This window comes from Erythrobacter sp. (assembly GCF_036351135.1).
Lineage (GTDB): Bacteria > Pseudomonadota > Alphaproteobacteria > Sphingomonadales > Sphingomonadaceae > Erythrobacter.
Window position 1 is genome coordinate 21,694 of sequence record NZ_JAZBON010000036.1, and the last position, 13,201, is coordinate 34,894.

A 13,201-nucleotide genomic window follows, 5' to 3' on the forward strand; every position below is an offset into this window, starting at 1 on the left:
ATCCCCGCGCGGGCGGGGACCAGGGACAGCCAACCTCAGATATGAGCGGCAAGTTCCTCATATAGATCGCGCCACTCCGGATTGCGTTCCTCGATCCGCTTGAGCTTCCACGCCCGGTTCCATTTCTTCATCCGCTTCTCGAAGGTGCGCGCACCGACAATGCTATCGAACCGTTCGAACCAGACGAGGCGCTTGCAACCATACTGCCGGGTGAAGTTGTCCACGCGCCCTTCGCGATGCTGATGAACGCGCCCCGGAAGATCGATGGTGTGTCCGATATAGATCGTGCCGTTTCGCTGGCTCGCGACGATATAGACCCACGCCGGACGCATTCCGTTTCCTCTAAGCTCTCACCGCGTCCCCGCGAAGGCGGGGACCCAGGGCCGCGCGAAGCTGCGCCTGCCGCTTCTGGGCCCCCGCCTGCGCGGGGGCGCGCGAAGGGTCCCGGACGACGTTCACACCCTCTCCTTCAGCATCGCATCGAGCGTCGTCCCCAGCTCGCTTGGGCTCGGCGAGACGCGGATGCCCGCATCTTCCATCGCCGCGATCTTGTCGTCCGCGCCGCCCTTGCCGCCCGAGACGATAGCGCCGGCATGGCCCATGCGGCGGCCCGGAGGCGCGGTGCGGCCGGCGATGAAGCCGACGGTCGGCTTGGAGCGGCCCTTGGCGGCTTCGGCCTTGATGAACTCGGCGGCCTCTTCCTCGGCGCTGCCGCCGATCTCGCCGATCATGATGATGCTCTTGGTTTCCGGATCGTCCAGGAACATGTCGAGCACGTCGATAAAGTTGGTGCCGTTCACCGGATCGCCGCCGATGCCGACCGCGGTCGACTGGCCGAGCCCGACCTGCGTGGTCTGATGCACGGCTTCGTAGGTCAGCGTGCCCGAGCGGCTGACGACGCCGACGCTGCCCTTCTTGAAGATCGAGCCGGGCATGATGCCGATCTTGCATTCGTCCGGGGTCAGCACGCCGGGGCAGTTCGGGCCGATCAGGCGGGATTTCGTGCCTTCGAGCGCGGCCTTGGCGCGCACCATGTCGAGCACCGGGATGCCTTCGGTGATGCAGATGATAAGCTCGATCTCCGCATCGATCGCCTCACAGATCGCATCGGCGGCGAAGGGCGGTGGGACATAGATGCAGCTGGCGGTCGCGCCGGTCGCTTCCTTAGCCTCGCGCACCGTGTCGAAATTGGGCAGTCCCAAATGCTCCGTCCCGCCTTTCCCCGGCGTCACGCCCGCAACCATTTTGGTCCCGTAATCGAGCGCCTGCTGCGTGTGGAAGGTGCCGGTGTCACCGGTCATCCCTTGCGTGATGACCTTGGTGTCTTTGTTTACGAGGATGCTCATTCAGATGTCTCCGAGAAAACGTATTGTGTCTTTAGGACGAGACCGCCGAGCAACAATTGTGCGCCGGGGTGATTTTTTGGGATGCTCCCTGCGGTCATTTTTATCCGGCCAGACGCCTCAGGTCCGCTTGGCCATTCGACGATACTCAATCCATTGTCAGAAACATCGGTGGCTGAGGCTTCATCCGAAAGTTTCGAGAGTTCCGAAACACTCAGTTCAGGGGCGGAAGTATCGTAAAGCACACAAGCCAGAAGAAAATTGCTGGGATCATCGACGAATTGCATTTCTTGAAATGCTGCCAAAGCGGCTCTTTGCCGATCCGTCCGACGGAGAACAAATAATCCAGTTAGAGCGAAATCATCCGCCATTGCTTGCGACTGCATCTTAACAGTTTCAATTACGCGCGCCGCGTCTTCATCTTTTTTGGAACCAGCGCTCTCCCAACCGAACGCCGCTGGATCGTCTATGACCGAATACGCGCTATCGATAGTGCCGCATGTGCTCTTCCAAAGACTTGCCCATTCTTGAATCGGGTAATCGTCTGCCGAAGAGCTCATTCCGGTCACCGCAAATCCTAGCGTCAAGGAAGCGAGCAGGCTCACGCCAGCGAGCTATCCAACCCCTTGCACGCCTCGAGCAGTTCCTCGACCGCGTCGGTGCTGACCTTGAGGTTGGCTTTTTCTTCGTCGCTGAGTTCGATTTCGACCACGTCCTCGGTGCCGCCTGCACCAATCACGGTCGGAACGCCGACATACAGCCCATCAAGCCCATACTTGCCCTCGACATAGCTCGCACAGGGCAGGATGCGCTTCTGGTCTCCGAGATAGGCCTCGGCCATGCTGATCGCGCTGGTGGCGGGGGCGTAATAGGCGGAGCCGTTGCCGAGCAGGCCGACGATTTCGCCGCCGCCGCCGCGGGTCCGCTTGACGATTTCGTCGAGGCGGTCTTCGGAGACACCCTTGATCTTGGCCATGTCCTTCACCGGTATGCCGTTGATCGTCGAGTAGCTGAGGACTGGAACCATCGTGTCGCCGTGTCCGCCCAGTACGAAGGCGTTCACGTCCTTCACGCTCACATCGAACTCCCACGCGAGGAAGGTTGCGAAGCGCGCGCTGTCGAGCACGCCTGCCATGCCGACCACCTTGTTGTGCGGCAGGCCGGAAAATTCGCGCAGCGCCCAGACCATCGCATCGAGCGGATTGGTGATGCAGATGACGAATGCGTCGGGCGCGTTGTTCTTGATGCCTTCGCCGACCGCCTTCATCACCTTGAGGTTGATGCCCAGCAGGTCATCGCGGCTCATGCCCGGCTTGCGCGGAACACCTGCGGTGACGATCACGACGTCGGCACCGGCGATATCGGCATAGTCGTTGGTGCCGGTGATGCGCGCGTCGAAACCCTCGATCGGCCCGCACTGGCTGAGGTCCAGCGCCTTGCCCTGCGGCATGCCTTCGGCGATGTCGAACAGGACGATATCGCCCATTTCCTTCTTCGCGGCGAGATGGGCGAGCGTGCCGCCGATCATGCCGGCGCCGATCAGGGCGATTTTCTTGCGGGCCATGGGGGAGGGGGTCCTTTCGTATCACAGCAGGACGAGAGGTGGCGTGTCGCCCGGCCCATTCGTCCCAGCTGCCGGACGCCCGTTTGGCTGCGCGGACTAAGCCGCGCTCCGGGCGATTGCAACAGCCAATCGGGACAGGGGCGTCAACTATCTTTGCAACTGGTTTGCATGTGCAATAAGCGCGGCGCCAACGCCGGTTTGTCCGCGGTGGCATCGGGCGAATTGAAAAAGCGTGACCGGTTCCCGCGCGGTCAGGCGCTGGCCTGGCGCGCGCCGTTTTCGCGTTCCTGCGCGAGCAGCATCGCGGCGAGATAATCGGGCACCGCGCGGCTGAAATAATAGCCTTGGCCAAGGTTACAGCCCGCGCTGCGCACCGCCTGGACCTGCTCGATCGTCTCCAGTCCCTCGGCAACGATATCCATGCCCAACTGCGTGCCCATCTCGGCAACGGCGCGGATGATCGCATTGCTCTTCTTGCCGACCTGCGCGCCCGAAACGAAGCTGCGATCGACCTTGATCTTCGAGAAGGGGAAGGAGTTGATGTAGCCGAGCGAGGAATAGCCCGTGCCGAAATCGTCGAGCGCGAAGCGCACACCGATATCGGACAGCTCCTCGATGAAGCGCGCGGTCGCGTGATTGTCCTCGATGAACAGGCTCTCGGTCACTTCGAGCTCGAGCCGGCGCGGGTCGAGTCCGGCTTCGCGCAGCGCATTCTTGATGCCCAGCGCGGCGCCCGGCGCGCGGATCTGCAGCGGCGAGAGATTGACCGCGACCGTCACCTCTTCGGGCCAGTTCGCGGCGATCCGCGCGGCCTGCACGGTGATCCAGTTGCCGAGCGTGACGATGACGCCGGTTTCCTCGGCGACGGGAATGAATTCGTCCGGCGTCAGCTCGCCCTTTTCCGGGTGGAACCAGCGCACCAGCGCCTCGAACGTACGGATGCGGCCGGTTTCGAGATCGACGATCGGCTGGAAGAAGATCGACAATTCGTCGCGCTGAAGCGCGGTGCGCAATTCGTGCTCGATCTCGCGTCGGCGCACGAGATCGCGGGTCATCGAGCTGTCGAAGAAGCAGGTCTGCGAGCGTCCGCCGACCTTGGCGTGATAGAGCGCGAGGTCGGCGCTCTGCATCAGCGTGTCGGCATCGATGCCGTTGTCGGGCGACAGCGCGACGCCGAGCGAGGCACGCACTTCGAGCCGCTCGCCATCGAGGCGGAAGGGGCGCATGATCTCGGCATGGATCTCGCTCGCCAGCAATTCGGCGGCCTGGGGGTCGGGTACCGGGCCGAAGACGATGAATTCGTCGCCGCCGAAGCGCGCGACGGTCGAACCGGCGGGAACGATCGCATCGAGCCGCCGGCCGACCTCGTTGAGCACCCTGTCGCCGACCGGATGGCCGAGCAGGTCGTTGACTTCCTTGAACCGGTCGAGATCGATCCACACCAGCGCCAGCCGCGTATCGGCATCGGCCGCCATCAGCTCCTCGAGCATCGCGTGATTGAGCCCGGCGCGGTTGGCGAGGCCGGTGACGACGTCGGTACGGGCCAGCTCCTCCATCTTCGCGGCGAGCTCCGCATTGGCATTGGCCGAAGCAACGGAATCGCGCAGCTCGCTGAAGATGCGGCGGGCAATCAGCGATTGCGCAGGAATAAGCAGGAGAATCGTCGCGCTTAGGGCGACATAGGCCGGCTCCATCGTCACAAAGCCGATAATGGCGATCGGCAGGCACGAAAATGTAAGCTGACCGATCGCGATGGTCGGACGCCCGGCATTGCGCGCGGTGACACCGACGCCGTAGCCCAGCGCATTAGCCACCATCAACACCTGAACCTGCGCGAGGCTATCGACATAGATCGTATAGGCCGCCGTCACCCCCAGGGCGAGTGCGTAACTGAACGCGCCGATCTCGTAGGTTACCTCGAGCAGTGTCGTCGAATTTCGGTCGGCGTCGGGAGACAGCCCCAGCGCGGCAACGATCCTGACCGTCGCGACGATCGCGAGAACGGCGGCCGCGACCCACAGCCAGAAAGAGTTGGAGAGCCATGCGGCTACCGCCGCCGCGCTCACCGTCGCGACAGCGCCGATTACGAGGTTCTGAGGACTGGAATACAAGGATTTGACGAGGGCTCTGCGAACCTTCTGATCGATCGCATCCTCGGCCCGCTGTCCCGAAAAAAGGAATTTCGCCTTGAAAATGAACTTTTTCCTGCTGCTACCCTCTCTGCGCGTATCGAGAAACAATCACAGAGTGGTTAACGCAGCCGCCAAATAGAGCGGTTGAAATGCGTATTTCGGTCGGTTCGAGCGAGGCCGGACGTCGTCGCTAATCGGCGGCGCTGTAACGCCCCTTAGGCCGGCTGTGCGCCGAGAAGGGCGTGTGGATCCACTCCCTCGCGGCGCCATGTCTCGAGCGCCTCGAAATAGTAGGTGGGCTCGCCGATGTTAAGTTTCCGGCGCACCTCGTCCATCGGCAAGGGCAACAATTCGAGGATGGGTTGCTCGACGATGCGCTGGGTCAGGCGACCATTGCGGCGGGCCTGGCGAAAGGCCTTCAGGACCGGAGCTTCGGTCTTCAGCTTCGCTTTCATCAGCAGCGTCCCGGCCCAGCCGAGAAAGAGGTGTCCGGGGCTCGGTCGTTGATCATAGAGGAACGCCAGAAGGCATTGTTCGCCGAGAGTGTCCCGGCCATAACCGGTCAGCACGTGGAGAATATCGTGCGTGTCGCGCAGGCGATCGTTGTACCATTCGACCCCGTCGCGCAGTTTCGGGATGGTGCGGCGGGTGACATTCGCTTCCTCGATCAGGCCGGCTGCGGTCAGCCCCTCGCGCTCCATGAAATTGCAATAGGTATCGGCGAAACTGCCCTTTGGCATTCTGCGCAAGAAAGCATGATCGTCGAGAATCTCGGGCAGGAACGGCTCCGACTGATAGATCTTCCGGCCACGTTCGGTGGCAAGGAATGCGGCGGCTTCTTCGCCTACGCTGCGCCAGGGCAGCGCATCGAGCACGCCGAAGAGCTCGTCCGTCCTGTCCTTGTCTTTCACCAGAATGCTGAAGTGCCGGTACGCCTTGGGGAAGTCGAAATGCGGGCGTTGGCGATCGGGGTGGATGACCGGGAGGACTTCTTCGCCATTCTGCGTCCGGCGCGAAATCGTGTTCGAAGGCAGCGTGCCGCCTTCGTCCGTGCCGATGCGGCCGAGCAGGAACGGGGCCGCGTCCTTCGTTGCTGCATCATTCGTCGCAGGGTCGAGATCGTGCGCTTCCGCTGCGTCCGCCGGCGCGTCTTCGGCCGGATTTTGGTCTGGAAGCGACTTCAGGCTGGCCGGATTTTCCATGCTTCGACTTGTGAAGCATGGTTAAAAATGTGTCAACAATCGGTTCCGCCAAATGGGCGGACCTCAAGTAATGTCACGGGCGATTACTGGCCGCCCGCGCGCGTTCTACCTCGCCAGGCGGGTCACGGCCTCGGCGGCGAGGCGGCGGTCGAGCGTGCGGGTGATGCCGAGCCACCAGTCGTAGCGCGCGCGGTCGCCGGCGAAGAAGGCGGTCTCGGCCTCGTCGCGGGCTTCGCGCGCGGCGCGGATACCGTGCTGTGCGAAATATCTGAGGGCTGCGCCCAGCATGTGGTCGCTCGATATGCCGTCATCGACGGGGCACGCAGCGTCGCCGTCGTTGTCATTGGCGAACCGCTCGACCCCGCGCATCGCCATCGCCCGGGCAATGGGGAGGCAGGCGGGGCCGCGGCCGGGCTTTGGCGCGGCAGCAAAGTGAATGGACATGGCGGGTCGATAGTTCCGTTCGTCGCGGACGCGCTCCTCCGGCCTCAAGCGTCCCGGATCGCCGAAAGGGGCGAGCGAGAAGATGAGGGCAGGGGCGCGTCGGCTGGGTCTGCGATGCGCAGAAGCACTAGCCACCCTGCGCTAAGGGATGGTTCCGAACCAGGGTTGAGAGACCGTTAAGCTTGCGCCGACCGGTCCGCGTGGTTCAATCGGAGGGGCCGCTCTCGCTAACCTGCGCCGCTTCTCGGCGAGAAACGGGGGCGGCGTCCTCCCGCCATTTTCCCGCATTCACGTAGTCTGCGCGGACCCTGCCGGCGGCTTCGAAGGCCGGTGGGCTGGCGGCGGTGGGGGCGGGAGCGACCGGCAGGACCGTTCCGGCGGGGGCGACGGAAACGGCGGGTAGGGCGGCGCTATGGATTCTTACCGGCGCCGCTTGTGAGGACGGCGCTGCGGGTTCGATCCCACGATAGGCTGTGCTGAACGCGCTTGGCAGGCCGCCCGCGCCGCGATTGCGGTAGAAGCGGTGCGCGCCGATCGTGCCGACGACGTCGAGCCCGCGCGACCAGGCGGGATCGACCCACAAGGTGTGGTAATGGGTGGCGAGGCCGACATTCGCATAGACCGAGCCTGCCAGCGCCTCGCCCGCGATCCGCCGCGCCCGCGCCCAGCTTGCGCCGCCCGGTGCGCGCGCCAGGCTGCCGTCGCAGGTGAAGGTGAACTGGCATCCGGTGCGTCGGCTCGCCCCCTGATAGACGACGCCGCAGATGCTGGCGGGCCAGGACGGATGCGCCACGCGGTTGAGCACGACCTGCGCCACCGCCCGCTGACCGCCCTCGCTTTCGCTCGCTGCCTCGTACCAGACCGCCTGCGCGAGGCAGTCGAGCGCGCGGGCATACCCGGTGCCCGGCGGCATGCGAAAAGGCCGCGCGGCCGGGCCGATATCGATCAGAGCACCGGCCTGGTCGGCGAATGCCTCATCGCGCGCATCGAGCGCGGGCAGGACCAGAACCCCCGCGGTGGGCGGATCTGCGAGGTGGTAGAAGGCCGATCCGGGAAAGCTCATGCCCGGTCGTTCGAACTCCATCGGCTCGGTCGGCAGCGATGAGGCGGCAGCGTCAGGCGGCGCATCGCCCGCCAGCCGTCCGACATCACCCGCAGCCGCGATTGCGGGCACCGCGATGCTTGCGAGCACCAGCGCGAGCCGCGTGCGCAGAGACGAGCGTGTGTCCCCATCGCCGACAAAGCGGCCGGGCAGCGCGAAAAGCGGATCGAGGAAGCGAGCGGAAAGCATGGCGCGCTCGGGCGCCTAGCGGCTCGGCAACGGTCCGGCGAGCACCGCCATAGGCGTTGTGCCGAAAGCGGACAAAGCGCTGAGCGAGAATGAAGAGCAGCGGTCGTCGAGACGAAAAAAGCCGGGTCGACACACCGCGCATGATATCGCCGCGATCGGGTTGGCTGGTGCAGTGCCGCCCGACGAAGAGACGAGGCGGTATGTCGACCCGGAACGGCAGGGGACACCTGCCGCACCTCTCTGTAGGTAAAGGCCTTCGCTTGGCTCGTGGTGCGACCCGAAGAGCAGCGGGCGAAAAGACTTACAAAGAGGACTGCATCATCGCCGGCGGCGGGCAATAGCGTCACTTCACATTTCCTGTAGACCGCAACGATGGCGGAAAAGCTAGGGTTTCGACGCGGTAGAGCCTCAGCCGGGATGCGTGTAACGATACCGCGAACATGTTCGGCACCGGCGGAACGAACGCAAAACGCCCCCCATGCGGCTTCCATCGCATGGAGGACGTCAAACCATAGAGGGGGCGTCTATGAAGCGGCGCCGATGGTCCGCTTTATGCCGTAACGTCCGCCGCTTCGCGCGGGTCGGAATAGTCGGCGGCAAGAAAGATCTGCGCGCGTCGCTCGCTACGATAGATCAGGCCTCTCGCAACCTTGTTCGCGGCATGGGTGTAATCGAGCTCTTCGCCGATCTTCTCGTAATCATGCGCTTCGATGGCGGCATTCAGGCGCGGGCTGTTTTCTGCCGAAACCGTGCCTTCGCCGACATTGAAGACCAGGTCGACCAATGCGTCGAACTCGTTCTGGTTGATCGGCAGGTCGCCCACAAGCTTGCGAACGCCCTTCTCGGCCTTGGCGAGGTCCTGTTCGAGTAGCTGAATCGCGCGGTCGTGAGTGATGACGTCGCCGAGCCGGAGATTATCTTCCGGCAGCACGAGATGGCCCACGCCCACGGTCGGATAGCCGGCCACGTCGCGGTAGACGTCGTAGCGCACGCCCTCTTCCTCGACCATCGCGTTGAGGAGATCCATGCTGACCACCATTTCGCTCGCATGGCGGCGTTCGCTGGGGTCGATCTCGTCGGTAGACACCGAAGCCGAGATCGGATCGGCGGTCAGCGCCATATGCGACGCCCCCGACAGGCCGAGTGCGGTAACGCCGAGCGCCATGGCAGTGCGCTTGCGGCGACGGCCGCGCGGTTTGACGGGAACGTTGAGGAGATTGCCACTCCCATTCGTGCGGCGACGGCGGCGCTCGGCCAACCGTCCACGAAAGCTGCGCAGCAACCGGCGGCGCTTGATCTTTTCGGCGGTCGCAGCGTCGGGCGTGGGACGCGCGGCAAGCCCGTTGGCGCTCGCAAGCGTCGAAACCTGCGCACCGCCGGTGGCCGCCTGCCGGGCTGGCGAGGTTCGGCGCCGGGCCGGGCCGCTCGCCGAACGGTCGATCCCCGTACTGATGGTCAGGATCGGTTGCGGTGTGCTGGGCGAGATGATCGAAAGCGGATTCGAGTTGGAACCAAAGATAGCGGATCGTCCTTTCGTCGGTTGCCGCTTGCCTTGCGCCGCAAGCCCATTTGATGGGCTCCACCGGGCGGAAATTTGGTGGAAGGGTTCGCCGGGAAAGCCCCGGGAGGTCTCGTTCGAACCGAAATCGAACCCTGTTGCGATCGGTGTCCCTTGAGTTGGAACTGGGCCTGGCGTTTCGCCCATTCCGATCGCTGAGCGCCGAGCTTCCGCTACATGCGGGACCGCCCGGCGTGGAAGCGGTGTTTGTTAACATTATCGCGGGAGAAGTTGCTACCGCCGGCACCGGTAAGGTCCGGTTGATCGGCGAGCAGCCCGCTTTTAGTGTCGTTCACCTAACCAACGAAAGGGCACGCGCTTTGGTCCACGCTTCGTCCTACATGCGCCACGCACCACGGTCCGCGCCTGGGACATTATCGAGACGGATTAGTCAAAAACCGCAATAATTCCAGTCACCTGCTTCGCATCTACGGACCGCTTCGCGCCACCGCGCCATTTGCCCCTCATAGTCGTCCAAAGCGCGTTCGTAGCGTTCCTGCGCCGCCCAGCCGCGCGCATATCGCGCGTCGCGTTGATCGACGTAACGCTTCTGTTCGCGGTTCAGCCGCCGCGTTTCCGCGCGGTCGCGCGCGAGTTCCTCGGCGCTGACCCCGCCGCAACCCGCATCGGGATTGCACGCAGCCGAAGGCGTAGGAGCCGCTATCAGAGCGGCGGCGGTAGCGGTAAGGACGATGAGCTTCATGGTGGATCCCCCTTGGCTTCGGGATTGCGAACGGTTCCACCGAGAGTGCTTGTAGCGCATATCGCGGGGAATTGCGACCACATGCGGAAACGCGCCGCTTGCCCGCATTACTCCGACCCGCAATTCTGATGAAACCGACGCCGCCGCCGGCCGTTCTTCCCGGCACGATGAATGCACTGCCTCCCAATTCGACACAGGCGAGCGAACTAGCCTCGGAACCCGCCTTCGATCGCGAAATCCTCACCCAGAGGTGGTTCGAGCTGACGCGCGAAACCATGCCCGGCCTGGCGGCAGAGCGCGGCTGGCCGGTGCGGTTCGATCATTGTTTCCAGCGCATCCTGCTCGACAATGCGGTGGGCGGACCGTGGCGCGAGGCGATCCGCGCGCCCGCTTACGTCCATGCGCCGGCAAGGGTTCTGGCGCGCGCGATCTCGCTCGGGGAGGCCTGCGCGGCGGGCGAGCTCGATCTGGCTACGCTCAATCGGCGCTCGCTCGATTGGCGGGGGACGGCAGGCCCGAAGCACAGTCGGCGATAGGCGCGGGTCGGGTCGGGAGGCCAGCAGCAACCAACTCGCTCGCGCGTTGAAAAGACCTCCCGCGCTGCCCATCTCGCAACCGCTCGGCACCACCGCCCGCACCGCCCCTTTACATCTGCGAACGTTTCAGGAACACAGGCCCCATGTCCCTCACTAAAATCAGCGTCCGCGGCGCGCGCGAGCACAATCTCAAGGGCGTCGACATCGACCTGCCGCGCGACAGCCTGATCGTGGTCACCGGACTATCGGGTAGCGGTAAGTCGAGCCTCGCCTTCGACACGATCTATGCCGAGGGGCAACGGCGCTATGTCGAGAGCCTGAGCGCCTATGCGCGCCAGTTCCTCGAAATGATGCAAAAGCCCGATGTCGAGCACATCGACGGGCTTTCGCCTGCGATCTCGATCGAGCAGAAGACCACCAGCCGCAACCCCCGCTCGACCGTGGCGACCGTCACCGAAATCTACGACTATATGCGCCTGTTATGGGCGCGGGTCGGCGTGCCCTACAGCCCCGCGACCGGTGAGCCGATCGAGGCGCAGAGCATCGCCAGCATGGTCGACCGGGTTATGGCGCTGCCCGAAGGCACGCGCGCCTATCTGCTCGCCCCGGTGGTGCGCGGGCGCAAGGGCGAATATCGCCGCGAGCTCGCCGAATGGCAGAAAGCCGGCTTCACCCGCGTGCGGATCGACGGCGAGATGTATGCGATCGAGGAAGCGCCCGCGCTCGACAAGAAGTTCAAGCACGACATCGAAGTGGTGGTCGACCGGATCGCGGTGAAGGAAGGCCTGGAAACGCGGCTGGCGGATTCGTTCGAGACGGCGTTGCGGCTAGCCGATGGTCTCGCATATGTGGATTTAGCGGATGGGACGGTTGCGGAGGCCCTTAAATCCGCTCGCCCTGAGCTAGTCGAAGGGCCGTCCTTCACTTCCTCCGAAGGTTCCGAAAAGAAGAGCTGTGCTTCGACAAGCTCAGCACGAGCGGAAAAAGGAGGGAATCTCAAAGGTGCAGGGGTTCCGGAAAACCGCATCGTCTTCTCCGAAAAATTCGCCTGCCCGGTCAGCGGCTTCACCATCGAGGAGATCGAGCCGCGCCTGTTCTCCTTCAACTCGCCGCAGGGCGCCTGCCCAACTTGCGACGGGATTGGCGAAAAACAGCTGTTCGACGAGCAACTCGTGGTCCCCAATGAGGCGCTGACCCTCAAGCAGGGGGCGGTGGCGCCCTGGGCCAAGTCCAATCCGCCGTCGCCTTACTACATGCAGGTGCTGAGCAGTCTCGCCAAAGCGTTCGATTTCACGATCACGACGAAGTGGAGCGATCTCGAACCCGAACAGCGCGACATCATCCTGCACGGCACCAAGGGCAAGCCCGTTCCCCTGACCTTCAAGGACGGGCGCCGGCAATATACGGTGAAGAAGGCGTTCGAAGGCGTGATCGGCAATCTCAATCGCCGCATGTTGCAGACCGAAAGCGCCTGGATGCGCGAGGAGCTGGGCAAGTTCCAGACCGCGCAACCCTGCGAGACCTGCGGCGGCAAGCGTCTGAACGAAAAGGCGCTGGCGGTGAAGATCCCGTCCGCGAGCGGCCCGACGGACATCGCCGAACCCTCGAAGATGAGCGTCGCCGCCGCGAAGGCCTGGTTTCTCGATTGCGACAATCACCTGACCGAGCAGCAGAGCCAGATCGCGCGCCCGATCCTGAAAGAGATCAACGAGCGTCTGGGCTTCCTCGACAATGTCGGGCTCGACTACCTCAATCTCGACCGCACCAGCGGCACATTGTCAGGCGGGGAGAGCCAGCGCATCCGGCTCGCCAGCCAGATCGGCAGCGGACTTTCCGGCGTTCTCTACGTCCTCGACGAGCCCTCCATCGGCCTGCACCAGCGCGACAATGACCGGCTGCTCGAAACGCTCAAGCGGCTGCGCGATCTCGGCAATACGGTGATCGTGGTCGAGCATGACGAGGACGCCATCCGCACTGCCGACCATATCGTCGACCTCGGCCCCGGCGCCGGGGTGCGCGGGGGTGAGGTGGTGGCGCAGGGGACATTGAAGCAGATCATGCGGAGCAAGAAGTCGCTCACCGCCGACTACCTTACCGGCCGGCGCGAGATCGCGGTCCCGCAAACCCGCCGCCCGGGCAACGGCCACCAGCTCACCGTCCACGGCGCGCAGGCCAACAACCTCCAGAACGTCACCGCCAGCATTCCCCTGGGCACCTTCACCTGCATCACCGGCGTCTCGGGCTCGGGCAAGTCGTCCTTCACCATCGACACGCTCTACGCCGCCGCCGCCCGCACGCTGAACGGCGCACGCGTCATCGCGGGCAAGCACGAGAAGGTCACCGGCCTCGAATATTGCGACAAGGTCATCGAGATCGACCAGTCCCCCATCGGACGCACTCCGCGATCCAACCCCGCCACCTACACCAA

General features: G+C 64.1%; 12 protein-coding genes. 2 read left to right on the forward strand and 10 right to left on the reverse strand.

Annotated elements, in window-relative coordinates; genetic code table 11:
* Window positions 1-35: 35 nt before the first annotated feature.
* From V2I30_RS14170 to V2I30_RS14215, 10 genes are all read right to left on the reverse strand, one after another.
* The gene (locus V2I30_RS14170) at window positions 36-332 is read right to left on the reverse strand and encodes a GIY-YIG nuclease family protein (protein WP_330662832.1); all 297 of its coding nucleotides are present in this window, start codon (window positions 330-332) and stop codon (window positions 36-38) included.
* A 123-nt stretch (window positions 333-455) separates the two neighbouring features.
* Window positions 456-1,346, reverse strand: a complete 891-nt coding sequence (gene sucD, locus V2I30_RS14175; protein WP_330662833.1) for a succinate--CoA ligase subunit alpha — start codon at window positions 1,344-1,346, stop codon at window positions 456-458.
* Window positions 1,343-1,948, reverse strand: coding sequence for a hypothetical protein (locus V2I30_RS14180; RefSeq protein WP_330662834.1), 606 nt, complete (start codon window positions 1,946-1,948; stop codon window positions 1,343-1,345). Before V2I30_RS14180 ends, sucD begins: the two co-directional genes overlap by 4 nt.
* Window positions 1,945-2,907, reverse strand: a complete 963-nt coding sequence (mdh, locus tag V2I30_RS14185) for a malate dehydrogenase (RefSeq protein ID WP_330662835.1) — start codon at window positions 2,905-2,907, stop codon at window positions 1,945-1,947. Before mdh ends, V2I30_RS14180 begins: the two co-directional genes overlap by 4 nt.
* Window positions 2,908-3,158: 251 nt before the next feature.
* Window positions 3,159-5,018, reverse strand: coding sequence for a putative bifunctional diguanylate cyclase/phosphodiesterase (locus V2I30_RS14190; protein ID WP_330662836.1), 1,860 nt, complete (start codon window positions 5,016-5,018; stop codon window positions 3,159-3,161).
* A 236-nt stretch (window positions 5,019-5,254) separates the two neighbouring features.
* On the reverse strand, window positions 5,255-6,241 hold the full coding sequence (locus tag V2I30_RS14195; RefSeq protein ID WP_330662837.1) for a Coq4 family protein: 987 nt from the start codon (window positions 6,239-6,241) through the stop codon (window positions 5,255-5,257).
* Window positions 6,242-6,346: 105 nt separating this feature from the next.
* Window positions 6,347-6,685, reverse strand: a complete 339-nt coding sequence (locus tag V2I30_RS14200; RefSeq protein ID WP_330662838.1) for a hypothetical protein — start codon at window positions 6,683-6,685, stop codon at window positions 6,347-6,349.
* Between the two features lie 205 nt (window positions 6,686-6,890).
* Window positions 6,891-7,976: a cell wall hydrolase gene (locus V2I30_RS14205; RefSeq protein ID WP_330662839.1), complete on the reverse strand. Its 1,086-nt coding sequence runs from the start codon at window positions 7,974-7,976 to the stop codon at window positions 6,891-6,893.
* 550 nt (window positions 7,977-8,526) lie between these two features.
* Window positions 8,527-9,141, reverse strand: coding sequence for a lysozyme (locus V2I30_RS14210; RefSeq protein WP_330662840.1), 615 nt, complete (start codon window positions 9,139-9,141; stop codon window positions 8,527-8,529).
* Between the two features lie 784 nt (window positions 9,142-9,925).
* Window positions 9,926-10,237, reverse strand: a complete 312-nt coding sequence (locus V2I30_RS14215) for a hypothetical protein (protein WP_330662841.1) — start codon at window positions 10,235-10,237, stop codon at window positions 9,926-9,928.
* 128 nt (window positions 10,238-10,365) lie between these two features.
* Between V2I30_RS14215 and V2I30_RS14220 the strand changes: the two genes are divergently transcribed.
* Window positions 10,366-10,773 carry a hypothetical protein gene (locus V2I30_RS14220; RefSeq protein ID WP_330662842.1) on the forward strand — a complete coding sequence of 136 codons (408 nt, stop codon included), beginning with the start codon at window positions 10,366-10,368 and terminating at the stop codon, window positions 10,771-10,773.
* Window positions 10,774-10,916: 143 nt separating this feature from the next.
* Window positions 10,917-13,201: excinuclease ABC subunit UvrA (gene uvrA / locus V2I30_RS14225; RefSeq protein ID WP_330662843.1), on the forward strand; the 2,285-nt coding region annotated here is incomplete at its 3' end.